Origin of the sequence: Streptomyces sp. NPDC092369 (genome assembly GCF_044755245.1) — a bacterium.
Lineage (GTDB): Bacteria > Actinomycetota > Actinomycetes > Streptomycetales > Streptomycetaceae > Streptomyces.
Map to the genome: position 1 here is coordinate 25,957 of NZ_JBIVQP010000007.1, position 22,620 is coordinate 48,576.

A 22,620-nucleotide genomic window follows, 5' to 3' on the forward strand; every position below is an offset into this window, starting at 1 on the left:
CGGGAACGTTCCTGCCCAGGGCCCTCAGACCGTGGCCGCGTCCGCCCGCCGGGCGAGCGCGGCCGCGGCCGCTCCCACCAGACCGGCGTCCGTGCCCATCTGGGCCGGCGTGATCTGCAGGCCCTGCACGAAGGAGAGCGTCGCGTAGTCGCCCAGGGCCTTGCGCAGCGGCGTGAACAGTACGTCGCCCGCCTTGCCCACGCCCCCGCCGATCACCGCGATGTCGATCTCCACCAGGGTCGCCGTGGCCGCGATGCCGGCGGCCAGCGCCTGGGCGGCCCGGTCGAAGGAGGCCACCGCGACCGGGTCGCCGGTGCGGGCGGCGGCGGCCACCGCGGCGGCCGATGTGTCTCCGTCGGGGCCCGGCCGCCAGCCGTTCTCCAGGGCCCGCCGCGCGATGTTGGGGCCGCTCGCGATGCGCTCCACGCAGCCGCGCGAGCCGCACGGGCACAGGTCGCCGTCGAGGTCGACGCTGATGTGGCCGATGTGGCCCGCGTTCCCGGTCGGGCCCGGGTGCAGCTGGCCGTTGAGGACCAGGCCGCCGCCGACGCCGGTGGAGACCACCATGCACAGCGCGTTGTCGTGGCCGCGGGCCGCGCCCTGCCAGTGCTCGGCCGCCGTGATCGCCACACCGTCGCCGATCAGCTCGACCGGCAGCCCGCCGGCCGCCTCCTGGACCCGACGGACCAGAGGGAAGTCGCGCCAGCCCGGCACGTTCACCGGGCTGACGGTGCCCGCCTTGGCGTCCACCGGGCCCGCGCTGCCGATACCGAGCGCCGTGGCGCGTGCCCACTCGGGTGCGGCGGTGAGTTCGCCGAGGACCTCCGCCACGGCTCCCATCACGGTCTCGCCGTCGTCCTGCGCGGGCGTCGCGCGCTGGGCACGCACCGCGATCCGGCCGTGGCCGTCCACCAGCCCCCCGGCGATCTTGGTGCCGCCGATGTCGAGCGCGGCCACGAAGTCGGTGTGCATCAGTGTCGGATCTCCCCGTCAACCAATTGGGTCTCCGTCGGCCCAGGGAAAGTTCCCCTTTCAACCACGGAGAAGTGCGGTCCGGTCTCGCGGTGGGGGCGCAGGCCGGAGTTTGCGGTGGACAGTCTCTCTCGCATATGACAACGTTGTCCAGGCTCTATGCTCGACGCCACATCCTCATACAACCTCATGGTCCGACGCATCCCCATGGGACGAACAAGGACAGGACAGCGCATCGTGCCAGAGACCGCCCGTCGCTCAGACCACCTCAACGCCACTCGTTACGGCAATCGTCCCACCATGAAGGACGTGGCCGCACGGGCCGGCGTCGGCCTGAAGACCGTGTCCCGCGTGGTCAACGGCGAGCCCGGCGTCACCCCGGAGACCGAGCGCCGGGTCCAGGAGGCCATCGACGCGCTGGGCTTCCGGCGCAACGACAGCGCGCGCGTGCTGCGCAAGGGCCGCACCGCGAGCATCGGTCTGGTCCTGGAGGACCTCGCCGACCCGTTCTACGGCCCGCTCAGCCGCGCGGTCGAGGAAGTGGCCCGTGCGCACGGCGCCCTGCTGATCAACGGCTCCAGCGCCGAAGACCCGGACCGCGAGCAGGAGTTGGCCCTCGCGCTGTGCGCGCGACGGGTGGACGGCCTGGTGGTGATCCCGGCCGGTGACGACCACCGCTATCTGGAGCCCGAACTCAAGGCGGGCGTCGCCACGGTCTTCGTGGACCGTCCGGCCGGGCGGATCGACGCCGACGTGGTCCTCTCCGACAACTTCGGCGGCGCCCGCGACGGCGTCGCCCACCTCGTCGCGCACGGCCACCGCCGGATCGGCTTCATCGGTGACATGCCCCGCATCCACACGGCCGCCGAGCGCCTGCGCGGCTACCGGGCGGCCCTGGAGGACGCGGGGACGCAGGTCGAGGACTCCTGGATGTCCCTGGGCGTGACAGACCCGCAGCGGGTGCGCCGGGCGGCCGAGGAGATGCTCTCCGGTCCCGATCCCGTCACCGCGATCTTCGCGGGCAACAACCGCGTGACGGTCACCGTGGTCCGCGTGCTCGCCGAGCACAGCCGTCCGGTGGCCCTGGTCGGCTTCGACGACTTCGAGCTCGCCGACCTGCTCCAGCCGGGCGTCACCGTCATCGCCCAGGACGCGGCCGCCCTCGGCCGCACGGCCGCCGAGCGCCTCTTCCGCCAGCTGGACGGCACCCTCATCGCCCCCGAGCGCATCGAACTGCCGACCCGCCTGATCGCCCGCGGCTCGGGCGAAGTGCCCCCGTCGGTCTGAGGCGCGCATGCCCGACCGCACACTGGAGGCACTGGGCCTGGCGGAGGCCCCGCGCGACCGTCCGCTGCTCTATCCGGGGGCGTGGCCGACGGAGTCGGGCCTGCTCGACGGCGACCGCTTCGTGCCGCTCGAAGGCACCCCCTTCCTGCCGCTCGACCGCCTGGTGCACGAGAACCGCGCGCCCGTCCTGGCCGTCGGCTCCAACGCCTGCCCGGGTCAACTCCGCCACAAAATGGCCGAGTACGGGATCACCTCGCCCATCCCGATGGTGCGGACCCGGGTCACAGGCCTCGACGTGGGGGTCTCCGCACACGTCAGCCGCATGGGCTACGTGTCGGCGTCACCTGTCGAAGCCCCGGGCGCGGTACGGGAGTTGTTCGTGATCTGGCTCGACGGCGAGCAACTCGCGGTCGTGGACGCCAGCGAAGGGGTGCCGCTGCCCGACGGCAACTACCGCCGGGCCTGGCTGCCTTCGCCGACGGTACGGATCGAGCAGCCGGACGGCACGGAGCTGGCCGGCGCGTACGCCTACGTCAACCGGCGCGGAGTCCTGCACGACGGCACCGGCACCCCCCGCCCGCACCCGGGCCAGCGGGAGCTGCTCACCGAACTCCTCGTGGGATCAGCGCGGTTGAGGGAGCTGTTCGGTGTCACACCCGAGGAGTTCTGCGCGCGGGCGCGTGCCGACCGCCGGCTGTGCGAGCGGGGCACGCGCCTGTTCGCGCGGGAGAAGCGGGTGACGGTCTCCGGCCTGGAGAGGTTCCTACCGGATCAGCAGATCGGGAGCCCCGGGACGGGCGAGTCGTTGTCCCCGCCCTTGATGTAGACGTCGCTGACGTACACGTTCGTGTTGCCGCTGTCGTCGTCCGTCTTCGCCCACCAGACGTTGGTCCACTCGCCGTACGTCTCGCGGCGGCCCAGGTTCGCCTGGCAGAAGAAGTAGTTGGTGCCCGAGCCGAGGACGCCGACCTCGGTGCCGGAGGCCGTGTAGGACTTGGTGGTGCGCCAGACCGTGCAGTTGTACTTTCCGCCGCCTATGGAGGTGCAGGCCGGGTCCTCGGTGGGGTCGCTCCCGCCGGTGGTGCCGCCCGTGCCCGTCGTACCACCGTCGCCGGAGCCGCCGCCCGTGGTCCCGCCGCCGCCGGAGCCGCCGCCTGTCGTGCCGCCGCTCCCGGAGGTCTTGCTCGGAGCCGGGGTGGTGCCGGAGTGGGTGGGAGTTCCGTCGGACTTCCCACCGGGTCCCTTGGACGCGCTCGGCGAGCCCTTGTCGCCCTGCTCGCTGGGCTTGTCGTCGGCCGAGCGGGCGGCGTCGGGACTGCCGGTCACGGCCGAGGCGGGGGTGCCGTCCGCGTCGACGGACGCACCCGACTGCGTCTGCTTCTTGTCGTCGCTGTTGCTGTTCAACAGGGCGACGGAGGTGCCGGCCCCCGCGACGACGAGCGTGACGGCGACGGCCGCGAGCAGGACCTTGCCCCTGCGGCGGCGGGCGGAAGCGGGGGCCATGGTGCCGGTCTCGGAGGAGTCCGGGGGCCCCGGGACCACAGGCCCGAAGCCCGGCACAGGCGCTCCGCCGGCCGCCGGGGTCAGCGCCCCGGACTCCGGCGTCCCGAAGCCGTGGTCGGCCTGCTCCCCGGCGCCGAATCCCGCGGCGGCCGGGCCGAACTGCCCACCTGCCGGGCCCACTTGCCCGTGCGCCCCGGAGTCCGTCGAGACGCCCGTGTCGACGTCCTGTCCCGCCACCGGCTCCACCGGCCCGAACCCCGGCGGCACCGAGGGAAGGCTGACCTCGGTCTCCGCGCGCGGCGGTGCCGCGGGCGCGCCGCTCTCCCGCAGGGTCGTCGTCCGGACGTCCGTGGGGACCGTGTCCGCCACCGCCTGGAGCAGGTGGCGGGCCGCCTCGGCAGTCGGGCGGTCCTCGGGGCGCTTGGCCAGGAGCTGTCGCAGGACGGGACGCAGCGGACCCGCGGCGCGGGACTCGGGAAGAGCCTCGTCGACGATGGCCGTGAGCGTCGAGTACGTCGACGTACGGCGGAAGGGCGAGGCGCCCTCGACCGCCGCGTACAGCGTGGCGCCCAGGGCCCATACGTCGGAGGCCGGTCCCGGGTCGGAGCCCTGGGCGCGCTCGGGGGCCAAGTAGTCGAGGGAGCCCACGAGTTCGCCGCTGCGGGTGAGGTGGGTGGCCGAGCCGTCGCCCGGGTCGTCCATGGTCGCGATGCCGAAGTCGGTGAGCACGACGCGGCCCGAGCGCTCGAGGAGGATGTTGCCGGGCTTCACATCGCGGTGCAGGACGCCCGCACGATGGGCGGCGGCCAGCGCGTCCATCACCTTGGCACCGATCCCGGCCGCCTCACGCGGGTCCAGGGTGCCGCGGTCGCGCAGGACGTCGTCCAGGGACGGGCCGTCCACCAGCTCCATGACGATCAGCGGGCGGCCGTCGACCTCCGCCACGTCGTGCACCGCGATGACTCCCGGATGCCGCATCCGGGCCGCCGCACGGGCCTCGCGCTGCATCCGCAGCCGCAGATCGGCGAGTTCGGGCGCGTCCGCGTCGCTGTACGTGCGCAGTTCCTTGACCGCGACCTCGCGGCCCAGGACCTCGTCGATCGCCCGCCAGACGACGCCCATGCCGCCGCGCCCGAGCTGGGCGACGATGCGATAGCGCCCGGCGAGCAGCCGGCCTATTCCGTCCGTCTGACCATTTCCGTTGAAGGAGTCCCCCGAAGACACCGCTGCCCCGTTCCTGTGACACGTCAATGCGTGCGGTACAGACTACGGGGCGCGGGTGACAACGCCAGCCGCAGGTGACGGCTGTGACAGGGCCGCTACTTGGCCGAGACCGTCAGGTCGCCGCGGCGCGGCGCGGCGAAGCCTTCCAGGTCGGCCCGGGTCAGCCCGGTCGCGCGGGACACCTCGGCGATGTCGAGGGCGCCGCAGTCCAGACCGCGCAGCAGATAGCCGCCGAGGGCCTTGGCGGTCGCGGGCTCGTCCATGACGTCACCGCCGGCCCGGTTGACGTACCGGGTGAGGCGCAGGGCGGCCTGCTCGAAGCCCTCGCGGTAGAAGGCGAAGACGGCCGCGTAGCGGGTCGGGATGTGGCCGGGGTGCATGTCCCAGCCTTGGTAGTACGCGCGGGCGAGGGCCCGTCGGGTCAGCCCGTAGTGCAGCCGCCAGGCGTCGTGGACCTTCTCGGTCGACCCCACGGGCAGCACGTTGGTCGAGCCGTCCGAGACCCGCACGCCCGTGCCCGCCGCCGCGACCTGCATGATCGCCTTGGCATGATCGGCGGCCGGGTGGTCGCTGGCCTGGTAGGCGGCGGAGACACCGAGGCAGGCGCTGTAGTCGAAGGTGCCGTAGTGCAGTCCGGTGGCGCGGCCCTCGGCGGCCTGGATCATGCGGGCGACGGTGGCGGTGCCGTCGGTGGCGAGGATGGACTGGCTGGTCTCGATCTGGATCTCGAAGCCGATCCGCCCGGGCTCCAGACCGCGCGCCTTCTCGAAGGCCTCCAGGAGCCGCACCATGGCGGTGACCTGCTCCGGGTAGGTCACCTTGGGCAGCGTGAGGACCAGCCCGTCGGGCAGACCGCCGGCTTCGATCAGGCCGGTGAGGAAGATGTCGAGGGTGCGGATGCCCCGGTCCCGCACCGACGCCTCCATGCACTTCATACGGATGCCCATGTACGGCGCCGCGGTCCCCTTCGCGTACGCCTCCGCGATCAGCCGGGCCGCGCGGGCCGCCGCCTCGTCCTCCTCGGCGTCCGGCCGGGGGCCGTAGCCGTCCTCGAAGTCGACGCGCAGGTCTTCGATGGGCTCGCGCTCCAACTTGGCCCGCACGCGCGCGTGGACGGGCTCGGCGAGCTCGTCGCTCAGACCGAGGACCGCGGCGAAGGAGGCGGCGTCGGGGGCGTGTTCGTCGAGGGCGGCGAGCGCCCGGTCGCCCCAGGAGCGGATGGTGTCGGCGGCGAAGACGTCACCGGGCACGTACACGGTGTGGACGGGCTGGCGGGTGCCGGGGTCTCCGGGGTAGCGGCGCTCCAGTTCGGCGTCGACCGGGACGAGGGAGGCGCTGATCTCCTCACTGACGGCGCCCGCGAGGCTCGTCGACACGTTCTCCTGCTGGCCCTGACCCATCCCGCACCCTCCTGTTTTCCACTGTACGGAATCAACAATCCGTTGAATGAAGTTATCGGGGCACCTTCGGGATGGTCAACACCGTGTCCACGAGGAGCCACGCGGCCATCCCGGCATGTTCACGCCGATCTCATCCGTGGGTATCACCCCCGGGTACCACCCTTGTGCACGCACGACCCACCGCGCACGCAAGCCCGCACCCGCACGCCTCGCCTACCGGTACGCACGACTCGCCCTACCCGTACGCACGACTCGTCCGGCCTTTTGCCACCGAAGGAGCCTCCGTGCCGAGCCCCCGCCGAGTCACCCGCCGTCTGGGCCTGAAAGCCGTGCTGGCCGCGGCGGTCACCGTGCCCCTCTCCAGCGCCGCGATCCCCGCGTCATCGGCGTCGCCGGCCACCGCCGGGCCGCGACTGCGCCGAGCACGCCCGGCACCTCTCCTCGACGTCATGACCTTCAACCTGCGCTTCGCCAGCACCTCGGAGCCCAACAGCTGGAAGGACCGCAGGCCGGTGATGCGCGAACTGCTGCACCGCGCGCGCCCCCAGATCATCGGCACCCAGGAAGGCCTCTACCAGCAACTGCGCGACATCGACGCCGACCTGGGCCGCTACTACGAGTGGGTCGGCACCGGCCGCGAGGGAGGCAGCCGCGACGAGTCCACGGCGATCTACTACGACCTCCGGCGCCTGCTCCCGCTCGAGCACTACACCTTCTGGCTCTCCGACACCCCGGAGACCATCCGCTCGAACACCTGGGGCGCCGCCTTCCCCCGCATCGTCACCTGGGTCCGCTTCCGCGATCTCGCCGACGAGGGACGGGAGTTCTACGTCCTCAACACCCACTTCGACCACGTGAGCCAGTACGCGCGCGAACGCAGCGCCGCGCTGATGACCCAGCGGATCGCACAGCTCGACCGCGCCCTGCCCGTGGTGGTCACCGGCGACTTCAATGTCGCCGCGCACAAGAACCCCGCCTACGACACCTTGGTGGGCTCCGGGCTCGTCGACACCTGGGACGTGGCGGAACAACGCAGCCCCCTGTACGGGACGTTCCACAGCTTCAGCGAGCCCAGACCCAACGGCGACCGCATCGACTGGATCCTGACCTCACCTGGGGTACGGACGAACCGGGCGACGATCAACACCTTCTCCCTCAACGGCCAGTTCCCCAGCGACCACCTGCCCGTGCAGGTCTCGCTCACCCTGGCATGAGCAGAGGCCCCCGCGACCGTCGGCACGGTCGCGGGGGCCTCGTACAGCCGTCGCACGGATCAGGGGGTCGGCCCCGACCGGCTCAGCCCTTGCGGGAGTTGATCTCTTCGGTCAGCTGGGGGACGACGTCGAAGAGGTCGCCGACGACGCCGTAGTCGACGAGGTCGAAGATCGGGGCCTCGGCGTCCTTGTTGACCGCCACGATCGTCTTCGAGGTCTGCATGCCGGCCCGGTGCTGGATCGCGCCCGAGATGCCGTTGGCGATGTACAGCTGCGGGGACACGCTCTTGCCGGTCTGGCCGACCTGGTTGGTGTGCGGGTACCAGCCGGCGTCCACCGCGGCGCGCGAGGCGCCGACGGCCGCGCCGAGGGAGTCGGCGAGGGCCTCGATGATCGCGAAGTTGTCGGCGCCGTTGACGCCTCGGCCACCGGAGACCACGATCGCGGCCTCGGTCAGCTCCGGACGCCCGGTCGACTCGCGCGGGGTGCGGGCGGTGACCTTGGTGCCGGTCGCCTGCTCGGAGAAGGTGACGTCCAGGGCCTCGACCGCGCCGGCGGCCGGAGCGGCCTCGACGGCGGCGGAGTTGGGCTTGACGGTGATGACCGGGGTGCCCTGGCTGACACGGGTCTTGGTGGTGAAGGAGGCGGCGAACACCGACTGGGTGGCCACCGGTCCCTCGTCGCCTGCTTCGAGGTCGACGGCGTCGGTGAGGATGCCGGACTTGATGCGCAGCGCGAGACGGGCGGCGACCTCCTTGCCCTCCGCGGAGGACGGCACCAGCACGGCGGCCGGGGAGACGGCCGCGACGGCGGCCTGGAGGGCGTCGACCTTGGGGACGACGAGGTAGTCGGCGTACTCAGCGGCGTCGTGGGTCAGCACCTTCACCGCGCCGTGCTCGGCGAGCGTGGCGGCGGTGTCGGCGGCACCCGCGCCGAGCGCGACCGCGACGGGCTCGCCGATGCGGCGGGCCAGGGTCAGCAGCTCCAGGGTGGGCTTGCGGACGGCACCGTCCACGTGATCGACGTAGACGAGAACTTCAGCCATGGGGATGATCTCCTGCGTGCTTGCGAAGTCTGAGGGGAGGAAAGCGAGTTGGGCCTTAGATGAACTTCTGGCCCGCGAGGAACTCGGCGAGCTGCTTGCCGCCCTCGCCCTCGTCCTTGACGATCGTGCCCGCGGTGCGCGCCGGGCGCTGGGCCGCGGAGTCCACGGCGGTCCAGGCGCCTTCGAGGCCGACCTCGTCCGTCTCGATCTCCAGGTCGGACAGGTCCCAGGCCTCGACCGGCTTCTTCTTGGCGGCCATGATGCCCTTGAAGGAGGGGTAACGCGCCTCGCCCGACTGGTCGGTGACCGACACGACCGCGGGGAGGGAGGCCTCCAGCTGCTCGGAGGCGGTGTCGCCGTCACGGCGGCCCTTGACGACGCCGTCCTCGACCGTGACCTCGGACAGCAGGGTGACCTGCGGGACGCCCAGGCGCTCGGCGAGCAGGGCCGGGACGATGCCCGCGGTGCCATCGGTGGAGGCCATGCCGGAGACGACCAGGTCGAAGCCGGTCTTCTCGATCGCCTTCGCCAGCACCAGCGAGGTACCGATCGCGTCCGTGCCGTGCAGGTCGTCGTCCTCGACGTGGATCGCCTTGTCGGCGCCCATGGAAAGCGCCTTACGCAGCGCGTCCTTGGCGTCCTCGGGACCCACCGTCAGGACGGTGATCTCCACGTCGTCGTCGGAGTTCTCCGAGATCTGCAGCGCCTGCTCGACCGCGTACTCATCCAGTTCGGAGAGCAGACCGTCCACGTCGTCCCGGTCGACGGTCAGGTCATCGGCGAAGTGCCGGTCGCCAGTGGCGTCGGGCACGTACTTCACAGTGACAACGATCCTCAAGCTCACGCCGGCTCTCCTACTGCTTCGTCTTTTTTTCGGCTGCCTCTTGAAGGCAGCATAGGCGCCTCAAGCGGCCGATCCCGGTCGGGGCGGCCTGCGCTCCGAACGAAATATTACTCGCCAGTACACCCAGTTCCTGCCCGCTAAGCAAGCGCTTTGAACTGTGACCTGTGCAACGCAGCGTAATCGGAACTCGACGGCTCCGCAGAACGGCGGCGGACCGGGGCGCGACGACGGCCGGGCGGCGGCAGGGACTTCAGTCCCGCAGGCCGCTGAAGCGCCCCTGGTGGTAGAGGAGCGGGCGCCCGGGACCGGCGGGGTCGCCGAGCACGACCTCGGCGAGGACGACACGGTGGTCCCCCGCGGGCACGCGCGCGTGGACCCGGCACACGAGCCAGGCCAGCACGTCGTCCAGGACGGGAACTCCTTCGGGACCCTCACGCCAGACGGTGGGCGCCCCGAAGCGGTCGGCGCCGCTCCTGGCGAAGGTGGCCGCCAACTCCTGCTGGTGCTCCCCGAGTATGTGGACGCCGATGTGCTCGGTGGCCGATATCGCCGGCCAGCTGGAGGCGCCGGTGCTGATGCCGAAGGAGAGCAGAGGAGGTTCTGCGGAGACGGAGGAGAGCGAGGTTGCGGTGAAGCCGACCGGGCCGGTGTCACCCGCTGCGGTGATCACGGCGACGCCTGCCGCATGCCGGCGGAAGACGGACCGCAGCAGGTCGGGAGAGGCGAGTTGAGGGGTACGGGCGCCGAGGTCGGGCGTGGCCGTCATGGAGTTGTTCCTTCTGGGAAGAGGGGCGAGCGGGTCCGTGGCTGCTCAGCAGCCCGGACAGCGCGCACTCGCGGTGCGGGCGAGGTCCACGTGGACCCGCTCGAAGAGAAGGAGTTCCGAAGGCATACGGTCAGGCTGACGATAGGTGGTACGCACAGTCAAGTACGTTCCGGCATATGGGAGATGCCTCACCGTCCGCGACACAGTCGTCAAACCGCCTCCCCCAGTGCCGCGATGACGTCGGCCTTGCGCGGCTGGCCGGTGGCACGCCGGACGATCCGGCCGCCGGCGTCGAGGACCAGGACGGTCGGGGTCTTGAGGATGTCGAGTTCACGGACGAGGTCCAGGTGGTCCTCGGCGTCGATCTCGACGTGGGTCACGCCCGGTACCAGTTGGGCGACCTCGCCCAAAACCCGCCGGGTCGCCCGGCAGGGCGCGCAGAAGGCGCTGGAGAACTGGACGAGCGTGGCGCGCTCGCCGAGGTCCGCGCCCAACTCGCCCGCGCCGAGCCGCTTTCCGTCGTCGCGCCCGCGCACCCGTACCCTCCCGCTCCGCCGCCGATGCAGCACTCCGTAGGCGCTCGCCATCGCGAGCACCGCCACGCACACCACGAGTCCGGTCATCACCTGCACAAGCATTCACGAGACTGCAAAGATTCCCGCTGGCTGAAATCGTTCCCTGTACGGAATGCTTGATTCATGGACATCGATGTGCGGGGCCCCCGTTTCGGCGCGGCTCTGACGACCGTGGTGCTGGCGGTCGTGCTGATCACCGGGAACGTCTGGCTGCTCGCCTGGCAGACACTCGCGTTCGCGCTCGGCGCGGCGGGCGGGGTGGGACGGTCGCCCTACGGCTGGGTGTTCCGGAAGGCCGTACGCCCCCGGATCGGGCCGCCGACCGAGTTCGAGCCGCCGGAGCCGCCGCGGTTCGCGCAGGCGGTCGGACTGGGCTTCGCGGTCGTCGGGCTGGTCGGTTTCACGCTGGGTCCGCAGTGGCTCGGACTGGCGGCGACGGGGGCCGCGCTGGCGGCGGCTTTCCTCAACAGCGCGTTCGGGTACTGCCTGGGCTGCGAGATGTACCTGGTCCTGCGCCGCGTGACCGCCCGCGCGGAGTGATGAGGAAGTAAAGGGCACTTAAAAGCCCGAGGTGGATCACTGGGCGCCGACGTGACGAGGATCTCGCGGTTCACAGGCACTGGGGGTGGCTCCCCGGCCGTTCTTGGGGCACGATCTGCGAGATGCCGTAAACCTACGGCTGCGTAGCTTTCCCGCCGGGAGCTCACTCCCCTGGCCGAGAAGGAAGGGTCCACTCCGTCCATGGCAGAGCTTGTCTACCGTCCCGTCATCGGTTTCGCCCAGGCGTTGTTCAAGGCGTGGGACCTGAAGATCGACTGCCAGGGTTCGGAGAACATCCCGCGCTCGGGCGGCGCCGTGCTGGTGAGCAACCACATCAGCTACCTGGACTTCGTCTTCGACGGCCTGGCGGCCCTCCCGCAGAAACGTCTCGTTCGCTTCATGGCGAAGGAGTCCGTCTTCCGGCACAGGATCTCCGGCCCGCTGATGCGCGGCATGAAGCACATCCCGGTGGACCGCAAGCAGGGCGAGACGGCCTACGCGCACGCGCTGGAGTCGTTGAGGTCCGGCGAGGTCATCGGGGTCTTCCCGGAGGCCACGATCTCTCCGTCGTTCACGCTCAAGAGCTTCAAGTCGGGTGCCGCTCGCATGGCGCAGGAAGCCGGCGTACCGCTGATCCCAATGGCCGTGTGGGGCACGCAGCGCCTGTGGACCAAGGGCCAGCCGCGCAACTTCAAGCGCAGCCACATCCCGATCACGATCCGCGTGGGCGAGGCGATCGAGGCCTCCCGCGACAAGTACGCGGGCGCCATCACCCGCCAACTGCGCGAGCGCGTCCAGGAACTCCTGGAGGCCGCCCAGCGCGCCTACCCCGTCCGTCCGAAGGACGCCAACGACACCTGGTGGATGCCGGCCCATCTGGGCGGCACGGCTCCTACGCCGGAAGAAGTGAAGGCGGCGGAGGCCCACTGACGTAGGACCGTCGGTCCGACGTCTGTCGGCACGCCTCCGCCGATCGGCCCGGTTCAGGCCCCGGTCGCCGGACGCACGTCGATCCGTGCCCCCGGGCTGAACTTGCCCAGCAGCTCGGCGAGTTCGGCGCCCGCCGCCTCGACCTCGGTGACCGGCATCGGGGCCAGGCTCTCCAGCAGGAAGAGCGCCGAGACGGTCTCCTCGGTGAGGCGGGTGCGGGGGCCCTGGCGCCAGTTCCAGCGGCGGCAGGTCACGCCGGTCTCGTCGCGCCACACCACTTCGCCCGCGTCGGGATGCTCGACAGTCTCCTCACCCCCGGCCACGGTCACGAAGTCCTCGTCCCCGGCGGCCCGTACGAGGTGCATGCCGCCCTTGATCCGGTCGAGGTCCTCGCCTCCGACGGGGATCAGGTGGGCGACGCTGATGGCGTTGTAGAGGTCGACGAGCACGTTGATCCGGGGCAGGCCGGCTTCCGACAGGGCTCGCTTGGCCAGCGCCTCCGCCGAGTTGCGGGTGCGCGAGGGCTTCGAGCCGAACGCCGTGTAGACCTCGCGCCAGGCGGCCATGTGCGGGTCCTCGTGCGGGGCGCGGCCCTCCAGACGGGCGGCGAGGCGGCGGGCCGCGTCGTCGAGGAGGGCCGAACTCTCCTCGGTGCTGGGGCCGTTGACGAGTCCGTGCGCCTCGATCGCGACATGGGTGAAGCCGGGGGCGAGGGCGCGGACGTCGGGGGACACGGTCAGCGAGAGGGTCATGGCTTGCCTCAGAGTGCGGTCGGGAGCGTCTTCCACAGGTGGGGCCGGTCGGGGGCGGCCCTGAGGGCGTTCAGCACGACCGGATGCGGTTCAGCGTACAGTACCGGATAGTCCAGCTCATTGAACTCGGGGTCGGGCGCGAAGGCCAGCCGTTCACCGTCCAGGGAGAACTGCGCATCCACGCCCGGCTTGTTCCCCCGAGGGTCCTGCCGGTGCCAGGCACCGTTGAAGCGCACGGCGACCAGGCCGTGGACCACGTCGAACTTCTGGTAGCACAGCGCCGTCGGAATGTCCTCGGCCCGCAGCAGTGCGGCCAGGGCGTGCGACTTGGCGAAGCAGATGCCGGTGCCCTGCTCCAGGACGTCGGAGGCGCGCCAGGTGACCCGAGGATCACCGGAGTCCTGCGAGTGCGGGATCGCGTCCCGCACGAACTCGAAGGCGAGCCGCGCATAGGCATACGAGTCCGCAGCCTTCCCGGCCAAGCGCGCCGCCGTCTCACGCACCAGCGGATGCTCATGGTCGATGACCTCGTCAGCGGCCAAGTACGCGGACAGATCGGGAGTGTTCTGGATCAGCTCCATGCCTGCAGAGCATAGGAAAGCGATCACCTGAGCGTCAATGACTTTTCAGTTGACCGCATACTTATTCATCCAGGTCCTCGGTACGGCTACCGCGCCATCTCCTCCTTGAGCGCCGCCAGGAACGCGTCCACGTCGTCCTCCGTGGTGTCGAACGCGCACATCCAGCGCACGACCCCCGCGGCCTCGTCCCAGAAGTAGAACCTGAACCGCTGCTGCAGCCGTTCACTGACGTCGTTCGGGAGCTGCGCGAAGACGCCGTTGGCCTGCACCGGATAGAGGATCTCCACGCCATGCACCGAGCGGACGCCCTCGGCCAGGCGCTGGGCCATCTCGTTGGCGTGGCGGGCGTTCCGCAGCCAGAGGTCCTTGGCGAGCAGGGCCTCCAACTGCACTGATACGAAGCGCATCTTGGAGGCGAGTTGCATGGACAGCTTGCGCAGGTGCTTCATGTGGCTGACGGCGTCCTGGTTGATGACGACGACCGCCTCGCCGAAGATCGCACCGTTCTTCGTCCCGCCCAGGGAGAGGATGTCGACGCCGACCGCGTTGGTGAACGTCCGCATCGGGACGTCCAGGGAGGCCGCCGCGTTGGCTATGCGGGAGCCGTCCAGGTGCACCTTCATGCCGTGCGCGTGGGCGTGGTCGCAGATGGCGCGGATCTCGTCCGGCGTGTAGAGCGTGCCGAGTTCGGTGCTCTGCGTGATCGAGACGACCTGCGGCATCGCACGGTGCTCGTCGTCCCAGCCGTACGCCTGCCTGTCGATCAGTTCGGGCGTGAGCTTGCCGTCGGGCGTGGGCACCGTGAGCAGTTTGAGGCCGCCCATGCGCTCGGGGGCGCCACCCTCGTCGACGTTGATGTGCGCGCTCTCGGCGCAGATCACCGCGCCCCAGCGGTCGGTGACCGCCTGGAGCGCGACGACGTTGGCGCCGGTGCCGTTGAAGACCGGGAAGGCCTCCGCGGTGGCTCCGAAGTGGCTGCGGATGATCGCCTGGAGGTTGTCGGTGTAGTCGTCCTCGCCGTACGCGACCTGGTGGCCGCCGTTGGCGAGGGTCAGGGCTGCCAGTACCTCCGGGTGGGCGCCCGCGTAGTTGTCGCTGGCGAAGCCGCGGGTCTCCGGGTCGTGGTGGCGACGCGCGTCGGTGCGGGGAGGGTTCACGGCTGCTCGGTCAGCCACAGGCGCTTTCCGTTCACTTCGGCGGCGGGCTCGCTCCAGACGCCGACGATGGCGTCGGCCAGGTCCTTGACGTCCGTGAAGCCCGCGAACTTCGCGTTGGGCCGCTCGGCGCGCATCGCCTCGTGCACCAACGCCTTCACCACCAGGATCGCAGCCGCGGAGGCCGGCTCGTCGGTGCCCCCCGCCTTGCGGAAGGCGTCCGCGAGCGCGAGCGTCCAGGCCTCGGCGGCGGCCTTGGCGGCGGCGTACGAGGCGTTGCCCGCGGTCGGGTTCGTCGCGCCGGCGGCGCTGATCAGCACGTACCGGCCGCGGTCGCTGCGCTGCAGGCCGTCGTAGAAGGCCAGGGAGGTGTGCTGCACCGTGCGGATCAGCAGCAGTTCGAGGAAGTCCCAGTCGTCGAGGCTGGTCTTGATGAAGGTCTCGCTGCCGCGCCAGCCGCCGACGAGGTGGACCAGGCCGTCGACGCGGCCGAACTCCTTCTCGATGTGGGTGGCCCAGTCGCGGGTGGACTCCAGGTTCAGCAGGTCGACCGGCTCGCCCGTGACAGTGGCTCCGCCGGAGGCGTAGCGGGCCGCGTCCACGGCCTCCGCGAGCCGCTGCGGGTCGTTGTCCGCGCCGACGACGGTCGCGCCGGCCTCGGCCAGGCGCAGCAGTGCCGCCCTGCCCGCGGGTCCGCCCGCGCCGGCCACCGCGATCACCGCACCGCTGAGAGCGCCGTTCCCCATGTTCTTCGCCTCCTGAGCAGTGGTTCTGGTGGTGCGGTCGCTCACGCGGCGATCCGCTCGGCGCTCTCCGCGGTGATGCCCTTGGTCTCGGCGATCACGTTCTTCAGCTTCTTGGAGAGGGCCTCATAGAACATGCTCAGGGGAAACTCGTCCGGAAGCACGTCATCCACGAGTTTCCGCGGCGGCAGGCTCAGGTCCAGGGCGTCGGGGCCCTTGGCCCAGCGGGAGCCCGGGTGCGGGGCGAGATAGGTGGAGACCAGTTCGTAGGCCTTGAACCAGTGGACGAGCTTGGGGCGGTCGATGCCGGCGCGGTAGAGGTCCTCGATCTCGGCGCACAGCCGGTTGGTGACCTCGGGGGCGCGCTGCCAGTCGATGTGCAGCTTGTTGTCGGTCCAGCGCACGACGTCGTGCTTGTGCAGGTAGGCGAAGAGGAGCTGACCGCCGAGACCGTCGTAGTTGCGCACGCGCTCGCCGGTGACGGGGAAGCGGAACATGCGGTCGAAGAGGACCGCGTACTGCACGTCACGGGCCTGCGGGACACCGTCGGCCGACAGCTTGACGGCCTCCTTGAAGGCGGTGAGGTCGCAGCGCAGCTCTTCGAGGCCGTACATCCAGAACGGCTGGCGCTGCTTGATCATGAACGGGTCGAAGGGCAGGTCGCCGTGGCTGTGGGTGCGGTCGTGGACCATGTCCCACAGGACGAAGGCCTCCTCGCAGCGCTTCTGGTCGTGCACCATCGCGGCGACGTCCGCGGGCAGTTCGACGCCCAGGATGTCGACGGCGGCCTCGGTGACCCGGCGGAAGCGGGCGGCCTCGCGGTCGCAGAAGATGCCACCCCAGGAGAACCGTTCCGGCGCCTGGCGCACGGCGATCGTCTCCGGGAAGAGAACGGCGGAGTTGGTGTCGTAGCCGGCCGTGAAGTCCTCGAACGTGATGCCGCAGAACAGCGCGTTGTCATACCGCGTGCGCTCCAGCTCGGCCAGCCAGTCCGGCCAGACCATGCGCAGCACGACGGCTTCCAGGTTGCGGTCCGGGTTGCCGTTCTGCGTGTACATCGGGAAGACGACCAGGTGCTGCAGACCGTCCGCACGGTTGGCCGCGGGCTGGAAGGCCAGCAGCGAGTCGAGGAAGTCGGGCACCTGGAAACCGCCGTCGGCCCAGCGGCGCAGGTCGGCGGCCAGGGCCTCGTGATAGGCGCGGTCGTGCGGAAGCAGCGGGGACAGCTCGTCCACCGCGGCCACGACCCGTCGTACGGCGTCCTCCGCGTCCGCGCGGGCCGGCGCGCCCTCGGCCTCGAAGTCGATCGAGCCGTCCTTGGACTGCCATGGCCGGATCCGCTCCACGGCGTCCTTGAGCACCGGCCACGCCGGGTGCTCGACCACCCTGGTCGCGGGAGTGATCCGCTCTCCCTCGGCCGCCTGCACAAGAATTTCCGTCATGCCCCATCCTCCACGGGAGAACCTCGCGTATGGAAACCGTATACATACGAGCTTCCTCCCAGCAAGGGGGATCTTGGGAGATTATCCTGCCGCCCTTGTTCGTAACAGAACTTTTTCCCGCCGGAAGCCTCCCAGGCCACCGAAGGGACCTCGCGCCGCTACCCGGGGAGCCGGATGCCGAAACCGGCCATCGGTCAATCCGCGCCTCTCGCGGTCACCCCGATCTCCTGTGTACGCACGGGTACATCGCGGGGCCTGGCCATTAGGCTGCGGATCTGCCCGCGCGGCCGTCCGCTCCGGTCCGCGCGGGCTTTGAGCCGCCGTCGACGGAAGCGAGTTGAACCTTGAACTTCCTTACCATCGGTCACCGCGGGATCATGGGTGTCGAACCCGAGAACACCCTTCGTTCCTTCGTCGCCGCCCAACAGGGCGGTCTCGACGTCATCGAACTCGACCTGCACCTGAGCAAGGACGGCGCCCTCGTCGTCATGCACGACACCGATGTCGACCGTACGACCGACGGCACCGGTCCGATCGCCGAGAAGACCCTCGCCGAGCTGCGCACCCTGGACGCGGGCCGCGGTGAGCGCGTCCCGGTCTTCGAGGAGGTCCTGGACGCCGTCAAGGCGCCGCTGCAGGCCGAGATCAAGGACGTGGCGGCGGCGCGGGCGCTGGCCGAGGTGCTGCTGGCGCGGGATCTGGCCGGCCGCGTCGAGGTGTCCTCGTTCCACGACGAGGCCGTCGCCGAGATCGGCCGGCTGGTGCCCGGCGTACGCACGGCCCTGATCGGCAGCCGCTTCGGACCCGACATCGTCACCCGGGCCGTCGACGCCGGGGCGACGACCCTCTGCCTCAACATCCGCCGGGTCACCCTGGAGGTCGTCGAGGAGGCCCGCAAGGCGGACCTGAGGATCATCGGCTGGGTGGTGAACACGCAGGACCATCTGCGACTGGTGCGCGCCCTGGAGCTGGACGGCGCGACCACCGACTACCCCGAGATCAAGCGCACCGGCCGCTTCACCGCATGAACGTCACGCCAACTCCTTGACCAGCAGCTCGAACTGCAGGTCGTCACGCTGCGGCACACCGAACCGCTCGTCGCCGTACGGGAACGGCGTCATCCGTCCCGTACGGCGGTAGCCGCGGCGCTCGTACCAGGCGATCAGGTCGTCGCGCACGGAGATCACCGTCATGTGCATCTCCGTGACGCCCCACGTCTCGCGGGCCACGCGCTCCGCCTCGGCGATGATCACCTTGCCGAGTCCGCCGCCCTGCTGCTTCGGGCTGACCGCGAACATCCCGAAGTAGGCGTGGTCACCGCGGTGTTCGAGCTGGCAGCACGCGATGATCGCGCCCTCCCGCTCGACCGTGAGCAACCGGCCGTCGGCCTTCTGGATGACGGCGAGCACTCCCTCCGGGTCGGTGCGCTGCCCCTCCAGGATGTCCGCCTCGGTGGTCCACCCGACCCGGCTGTCGTCGCCGCGGTAGGCCGACTCGATCAGCGCGACCAGGGCGTCTACGTCGGCGTCCGTGGCGTCACGGAAGGTCAGTCCGGTGGCGGCGGTGTCCATGGGGCGGCTCCGATCGGTGGCGCGGCGCGGGCAGGGACGAGCCTAACGCCGCCACTAGGGTCAGGGTGCATGGTGCATGTACTGAGCAGCAGAATCCTCCTCCGCCCCACCGACCCCGAGCGCTCCCGGGTCTTCTACGGCGATCAGCTGGGCCTCGCCGTCTACCGCGAGTTCGGCACGGGCCCCGAACGCGGCACCGTCTACTTCCTCGGCGGCGGCTTCCTGGAGGTCTCGGGCCGCTCCGAGACCCCGCCCTCCCCGGCCGTGCGGCTGTGGCTCCAGGTCGCGGACGCGGCGGCGGCGCACGAGGAGCTGCGGGCCAAGGGGGTCGCCGTCGTCCGGCCGCCGGTGAAGGAGCCCTGGGGGCTGATCGAGATGTGGATCGAGGACCCGGACGGGACTCCGATCGTGCTGGTGGAGGTACCGGCCGACCATCCGATCCGTTCCCGGCCCGGGATCTGACCTCACCCCGGTCGGTGCTCCCAGTGCCGGTCGGTACGGGTGAGCTCCCGGAATCCGGCGGTACGCAGCAGGTCGAGTGCCGCCCGGTCGGTGGCCGCCTCGTAGGCGAGGAGTCGGTCCGCGCCGCTCAGCCGAAGCCAGTCGGCGGCCTCGCCAAGCAGCCGGCGCTCCAGACCCGTGCCGTGCGCGCCTGGTGCGACGTACAGATTGCCGATGTCGGCGAGACCGGCCACGCGCGCGTGCCGCTCGGGACGGGCGTGGACCGTGTCCACCTCGATGAACCCCAGCGCGCGGTCGTCGGCGTACGCCGTGATGCGGGTTCCGCACTCCCCCAAGGTGCGCTCGTACGTCGTCCCGGGCTCGGCCGCGGACGCCGGCAGGTCGGCCACCCGGGCGATCAGGACGACCTCCGTGTCGCCGACGTGCCGGAAGCCCGCCCGCTCGTACACGGCCCGGACATGCGGCCAGTTGCGCGGCAGCCCGTAGACGGCGGGGGCGGGCACGGAACCGTCGGCGTACCGAACGCGCACGTCCCACCTGGCCAGTTGGGCCAGGCACGCGGTCATCAGCTGGTCGGCGGCCCGCTCGGCGTCCGGCCGGAAGGAGGCCGGCGGATGGCAGACGAACCAGTCGATCTCGCCGGCGTCCCGACAGGTCTCGCCGACCTCGTCGTCGGCGCGGTAGCGCAACAGGTGGGCGGCGCCCACGACATGGCGCCGCGACTCGACGACGAGGGTCGCCCGCTCGCTCACCCACGGATCGGTGATGAACTCGCCGGGCTGCCGCTCCAGTCCGCTGAGGACGGTGTTCACCGATACGGAGACACCGGGCAGGACGGCGGAGACATGAGCGTTGACCAGATCGGTGAGTTGGTCGCGGTCGGCGCGGTGGAAGGGGCGCACGGTGGGCGCGGGCATGCGGGACCTCCGGGTCAGGCTGATGGGCTGGAGGCCGCCATGCGATGCGGTACGGGGTGAGGGTACGCCGGTGTCGGGGCCTGGCGCGAGGGAGTTCGCCGGCCGGGCCGGGCCGGTGGGTCAGGCGAGCGGTGTCACCGTGACCTGGTCGATGACCGGGGCGTAGGCCGAGCGTTGGCCGTACGGGTTGGTCGATCGGCCGTCGAAGTCGGGGAGTTCGTCGGCGGTGAAGGTGAGGGTGTTGGTGCCTTCGTGGAGGGTGACGGGGACGGAGAGGTGCCGGAAGTCGTTGAAGTGGAAGGTGGTGGGGAACAGAACGCGGTGCGGTGCGGCCTCGTCGGCGAAGTTGACCGAGATGTCGGCGTGACGGCAGATCGGGTCCGGGTTGTAGTGGGTCGCGGGGGCCTGTTCGCCGTTGGAGTAGCGGATCGTGAGGGCGTGCCGACCGGCGCGTGCGGCTGTCACGGTCAGCGTGAGCGCGTTGCCGGGGCCCGCGCCGATGCCGTCGACGGCCTTGCCACCGGTCGCGCGGGAGTGTGCGGCCGCCTTCACGGTGCCGGTGAGGACGCCTTCCTCGGCCGCGTACACCGTCGTGGGCAGCAGTCCGCGCGAGGGTCCGATCCTGAGCCGGTCGACGACCAGGCGCTCCGAACCCCCGGTCACCGTCACCTTGTTGATCCCTCCGGCCAGGAAGAGGGGGACCGGACCGCGCCGGACCGGGCCCAGTTCCTCGCCGTTGACCGTGAGTTGGCCCTCTCCGGGGCCCAGCAGGTCGACGGTCACCGTTGCCTCGCCGTCGTCGGCCGCGTGCACCCAGAAGGTGACGGTGCCGCCGCGCGGGAGCACGACGGTGCCGGGGCCCGAAGCACCCAGGTGGTCGTAGTCGATGCGGGCGCCCGCATCGAGCGCCGCGTACTCGGCGTCGTACACGTCCCAGTCCCGGTCCTCGCGCAGGAGCAGGTCGAGCTTGTCGATGACGGCGTCGCCCTCGGTCGCACCGAGTTCGGGGTCCCGGGCCGCGAGCGTGATGCGGTGCGGGCCCGCCGTGAGATCGACCTCGGTGTCGGTGTGGCCCCACACCGCCCACTTGTAGCCGAGCGGCAGCAGCAGTTCGCGCGGTCGTTCGCCGTCCACGCGCAGGAAGACGTTGGTGGGTCCGTGCTCCCGCACCAGGTCGGCCAGGTTGTGGGAGTTGGCGAAGACGCGCACCTCGTACGTGCCCTCGCGCGGGACCTCGACGTCGAAGCTCAGCACGCCGTCGGAGTCGGTGCGCAGGCCGCCCACGTGATGGCCACCGGACGTGGCGAACCTGTCGACGTCGGACGGGGATCCCTCGGGACCGTTCCTTGAGTAGCCGGAGCCCGTGTAGGTCGCGTCCTCGGCCTCGTACGTCCGTCGCCAGACGAGTGACGGCGGCAGGGGTGCGGCTCCGTTGCCACCGGGGGCAAGGATCAGTTGGTAGGCGGACATCGCGTCGAGGTCGGCCAGGGACAGGGTCACCGTGGCGTCCACGACGGGCAGTTCACCGTCCAGCAGTCGCAACGGCGCTTCGGAGGCGCCGACTTGGCCGCTCCAGGGGATCTCCAGCAGCCGCGCGTGGACGGTCGGCCCGAAGAGCTCCGCGTCGATCCCCTCGACGACCAGCTCTGCCGCGCCCGCCGCCCCGCCGAAGAGCACCCTGGACTGCCGCTTCTCCCGGTCGAGCGCGGCGACGCCCTGGAGGGTGTACTGCACGTTGGGATGCCGCGCGGTCACGCGCACGGTGTTCCCGGTCAACTGCCCGTAGGCGTTGAACAACCACCACTGGCCGTTGCCCTTGTTGGCCTCGACGGCGGAGTCGTTGAGGTTGCCGGCGATGTTCCAGTACGCCATGTCGGCGTCGACCTTGGACTCCTCGACGGCGGCGATCCACTGGATCATCTGCCCGGGGACGGACAAGTGGTAGTTGTGCGCGTACTCGTTGAGGTTGACCGGCAGCGGGCCGATGCCCAACTCCCGTTCCAGCTCCCGGTACTTGGCGACGTTCCTACGGACCTCGTCCGGCGAGGACAGCTCGTGCCAGGTCATCACATCGGGAAGCACGCCCTGTTCCTTGGCGAACTCCAGGAAGGTGCGCACCTCGGGGTACAGCTCGCAGGTGTTGGGCCCGGCGACACGCGCCTCGGGGTCCAGGCCCTTGATGAGGTGGTACGCCTGCTGCCAGGCCGCGAAGTAGGGCTGCGGCTCGGTGCGCCAGGAGACCTGGTCGTAGCTCCACTCCCCCGTGCCGAACATGTTGCCCTCGGGCTCGTTGAACGGGACGTACACGACATGGGACTTGAGCGCGCCCAGCGTCAGCACCTGTCCGACCTGACGGCGGATGCTCTCCAGGTAGGCGGCGAGCCGTTCCTCGCCGGTGGCGCCCGGCCACTCGTAGGGGAAGCCGCGGTGGATGTCGGTGAGATAGACGTAGACGTCCCGGCCGCCGGCCGCGACGAAGGACGGCAGGATCTCCAGGGCGTCGGCGCCGGGGTGCTGGACGCCGTCCTGGGCCTTGGTGGTGACCGTGCGGACGTACATGCCCTCGACGACGGCGCGGCTCGGCACTCCGTCGCCGTACAGCCCGTAGAGCGTGCCACTGGCACCGCCGTGGAAGGGGCCCGTCCGCGTGCCCAGGTCGACGGTGAGCCGGTCCACTGCCACGGCACCCCTCCTTCGT

At 70.8% G+C, this 22,620-nt stretch carries 22 protein-coding genes; 7 read left to right on the top strand and 15 right to left on the bottom strand.

Features of this window, described 5'->3' with window-relative positions:
* Positions 1-24 precede the first annotated feature (24 nt).
* On the bottom strand, positions 25-972 hold the full coding sequence (locus tag ACIQI8_RS35190; protein ID WP_402359799.1) for an ROK family protein: 948 nt from the start codon (positions 970-972) through the stop codon (positions 25-27).
* A gap of 207 nt (positions 973-1,179) precedes the next feature.
* On the opposite strand from ACIQI8_RS35190, the gene ACIQI8_RS35195 reads away from it, so the two are divergent.
* The gene (locus tag ACIQI8_RS35195; protein WP_402359802.1) at positions 1,180-2,259 is read left to right on the top strand and encodes a LacI family DNA-binding transcriptional regulator; all 1,080 of its coding nucleotides are present in this window, start codon (positions 1,180-1,182) and stop codon (positions 2,257-2,259) included.
* A 7-nt stretch (positions 2,260-2,266) separates the two neighbouring features.
* Positions 2,267-3,085, top strand: a complete 819-nt coding sequence (locus ACIQI8_RS35200) for a hypothetical protein (RefSeq protein ID WP_402359805.1) — start codon at positions 2,267-2,269, stop codon at positions 3,083-3,085.
* Here the strand turns inward: ACIQI8_RS35200 and ACIQI8_RS35205 are convergent.
* Positions 3,031-4,986, bottom strand: coding sequence for a protein kinase (locus ACIQI8_RS35205; protein WP_402359808.1), 1,956 nt, complete (start codon positions 4,984-4,986; stop codon positions 3,031-3,033). The two genes, ACIQI8_RS35200 and ACIQI8_RS35205, sit on opposite strands and share 55 nt — an antisense overlap.
* Positions 4,987-5,081: 95 nt before the next feature.
* Entirely contained in the window at positions 5,082-6,386 is a 1,305-nt protein-coding gene (locus tag ACIQI8_RS35210; RefSeq protein WP_402359811.1) for a DUF6986 family protein, read from the bottom strand.
* A gap of 284 nt (positions 6,387-6,670) precedes the next feature.
* Between ACIQI8_RS35210 and ACIQI8_RS35215 the strand changes: the two genes are divergently transcribed.
* Entirely contained in the window at positions 6,671-7,600 is a 930-nt protein-coding gene (locus ACIQI8_RS35215) for an endonuclease/exonuclease/phosphatase family protein (protein ID WP_402359814.1), read from the top strand.
* 82 nt (positions 7,601-7,682) lie between these two features.
* Here the strand turns inward: ACIQI8_RS35215 and ACIQI8_RS35220 are convergent, their stop codons facing one another.
* From ACIQI8_RS35220 to ACIQI8_RS35235, 4 genes are all read right to left on the bottom strand, one after another.
* Positions 7,683-8,645, bottom strand: coding sequence for an electron transfer flavoprotein subunit alpha/FixB family protein (locus tag ACIQI8_RS35220; RefSeq protein ID WP_402359817.1), 963 nt, complete (start codon positions 8,643-8,645; stop codon positions 7,683-7,685).
* A gap of 55 nt (positions 8,646-8,700) precedes the next feature.
* Positions 8,701-9,489, bottom strand: coding sequence for an electron transfer flavoprotein subunit beta/FixA family protein (locus ACIQI8_RS35225; RefSeq protein ID WP_402359820.1), 789 nt, complete (start codon positions 9,487-9,489; stop codon positions 8,701-8,703).
* A 250-nt stretch (positions 9,490-9,739) separates the two neighbouring features.
* Complete coding sequence (locus tag ACIQI8_RS35230) at positions 9,740-10,255, bottom strand: flavin reductase family protein (protein WP_402359823.1); 516 nt, start codon at positions 10,253-10,255, stop codon at positions 9,740-9,742.
* Positions 10,256-10,464: 209 nt separating this feature from the next.
* A complete protein-coding gene (locus tag ACIQI8_RS35235; protein ID WP_402361314.1) occupies positions 10,465-10,878 on the bottom strand; it encodes a TlpA family protein disulfide reductase in 414 nt (137 codons plus the stop codon).
* A 75-nt stretch (positions 10,879-10,953) separates the two neighbouring features.
* On the opposite strand from ACIQI8_RS35235, the gene ACIQI8_RS35240 reads away from it, so the two are divergent.
* Positions 10,954-11,370 carry a DUF4395 domain-containing protein gene (locus ACIQI8_RS35240; RefSeq protein ID WP_402359826.1) on the top strand — a complete coding sequence of 139 codons (417 nt, stop codon included), beginning with the start codon at positions 10,954-10,956 and terminating at the stop codon, positions 11,368-11,370.
* A gap of 201 nt (positions 11,371-11,571) precedes the next feature.
* Positions 11,572-12,300: a lysophospholipid acyltransferase family protein gene (locus tag ACIQI8_RS35245; RefSeq protein WP_402359829.1), complete on the top strand. Its 729-nt coding sequence runs from the start codon at positions 11,572-11,574 to the stop codon at positions 12,298-12,300.
* 53 nt (positions 12,301-12,353) lie between these two features.
* Here ACIQI8_RS35245 and ACIQI8_RS35250 read toward each other — a convergent pair whose 3' ends face one another.
* From ACIQI8_RS35250 to ACIQI8_RS35270, 5 genes are all read right to left on the bottom strand, one after another.
* Positions 12,354-13,052, bottom strand: a complete 699-nt coding sequence (locus tag ACIQI8_RS35250) for a B3/4 domain-containing protein (protein ID WP_402359832.1) — start codon at positions 13,050-13,052, stop codon at positions 12,354-12,356.
* 8 nt (positions 13,053-13,060) lie between these two features.
* Complete coding sequence (locus ACIQI8_RS35255; RefSeq protein ID WP_402359835.1) at positions 13,061-13,633, bottom strand: transglutaminase family protein; 573 nt, start codon at positions 13,631-13,633, stop codon at positions 13,061-13,063.
* 86 nt (positions 13,634-13,719) lie between these two features.
* Complete coding sequence (locus tag ACIQI8_RS35260) at positions 13,720-14,790, bottom strand: threonine aldolase family protein (RefSeq protein WP_402359838.1); 1,071 nt, start codon at positions 14,788-14,790, stop codon at positions 13,720-13,722.
* A complete protein-coding gene (locus tag ACIQI8_RS35265; protein WP_402361317.1) occupies positions 14,787-15,533 on the bottom strand; it encodes an SDR family NAD(P)-dependent oxidoreductase in 747 nt (248 codons plus the stop codon). Before ACIQI8_RS35265 ends, ACIQI8_RS35260 begins: the two co-directional genes overlap by 4 nt.
* Before the next feature lie 41 nt (positions 15,534-15,574).
* Positions 15,575-16,972 (bottom strand): DUF6421 family protein, encoded by a 1,398-nt coding sequence (locus ACIQI8_RS35270; protein ID WP_402359841.1) that lies wholly within the window; start codon positions 16,970-16,972, stop codon positions 15,575-15,577.
* Between the two features lie 344 nt (positions 16,973-17,316).
* On the opposite strand from ACIQI8_RS35270, the gene ACIQI8_RS35275 reads away from it, so the two are divergent.
* Positions 17,317-18,000: a glycerophosphodiester phosphodiesterase gene (locus tag ACIQI8_RS35275; protein ID WP_401726252.1), complete on the top strand. Its 684-nt coding sequence runs from the start codon at positions 17,317-17,319 to the stop codon at positions 17,998-18,000.
* Between the two features lie 3 nt (positions 18,001-18,003).
* On the opposite strand, the gene ACIQI8_RS35280 is transcribed toward ACIQI8_RS35275, so the two are convergent.
* The gene (locus ACIQI8_RS35280) at positions 18,004-18,543 is read right to left on the bottom strand and encodes a GNAT family N-acetyltransferase (RefSeq protein WP_402359844.1); all 540 of its coding nucleotides are present in this window, start codon (positions 18,541-18,543) and stop codon (positions 18,004-18,006) included.
* Positions 18,544-18,612: 69 nt separating this feature from the next.
* Here ACIQI8_RS35280 and ACIQI8_RS35285 point away from each other — a divergent pair, with 69 nt between their 5' ends.
* Positions 18,613-19,005, top strand: coding sequence for a VOC family protein (locus tag ACIQI8_RS35285; protein ID WP_402359847.1), 393 nt, complete (start codon positions 18,613-18,615; stop codon positions 19,003-19,005).
* A gap of 2 nt (positions 19,006-19,007) precedes the next feature.
* Here ACIQI8_RS35285 and ACIQI8_RS35290 read toward each other — a convergent pair whose 3' ends face one another.
* Positions 19,008-19,922, bottom strand: coding sequence for a GNAT family N-acetyltransferase (locus ACIQI8_RS35290; RefSeq protein ID WP_402359850.1), 915 nt, complete (start codon positions 19,920-19,922; stop codon positions 19,008-19,010).
* A 120-nt stretch (positions 19,923-20,042) separates the two neighbouring features.
* Positions 20,043-22,604 carry a cellulosome protein gene (locus tag ACIQI8_RS35295; protein ID WP_402359853.1) on the bottom strand — a complete coding sequence of 854 codons (2,562 nt, stop codon included), beginning with the start codon at positions 22,602-22,604 and terminating at the stop codon, positions 20,043-20,045.
* Positions 22,605-22,620 lie beyond the last annotated feature (16 nt).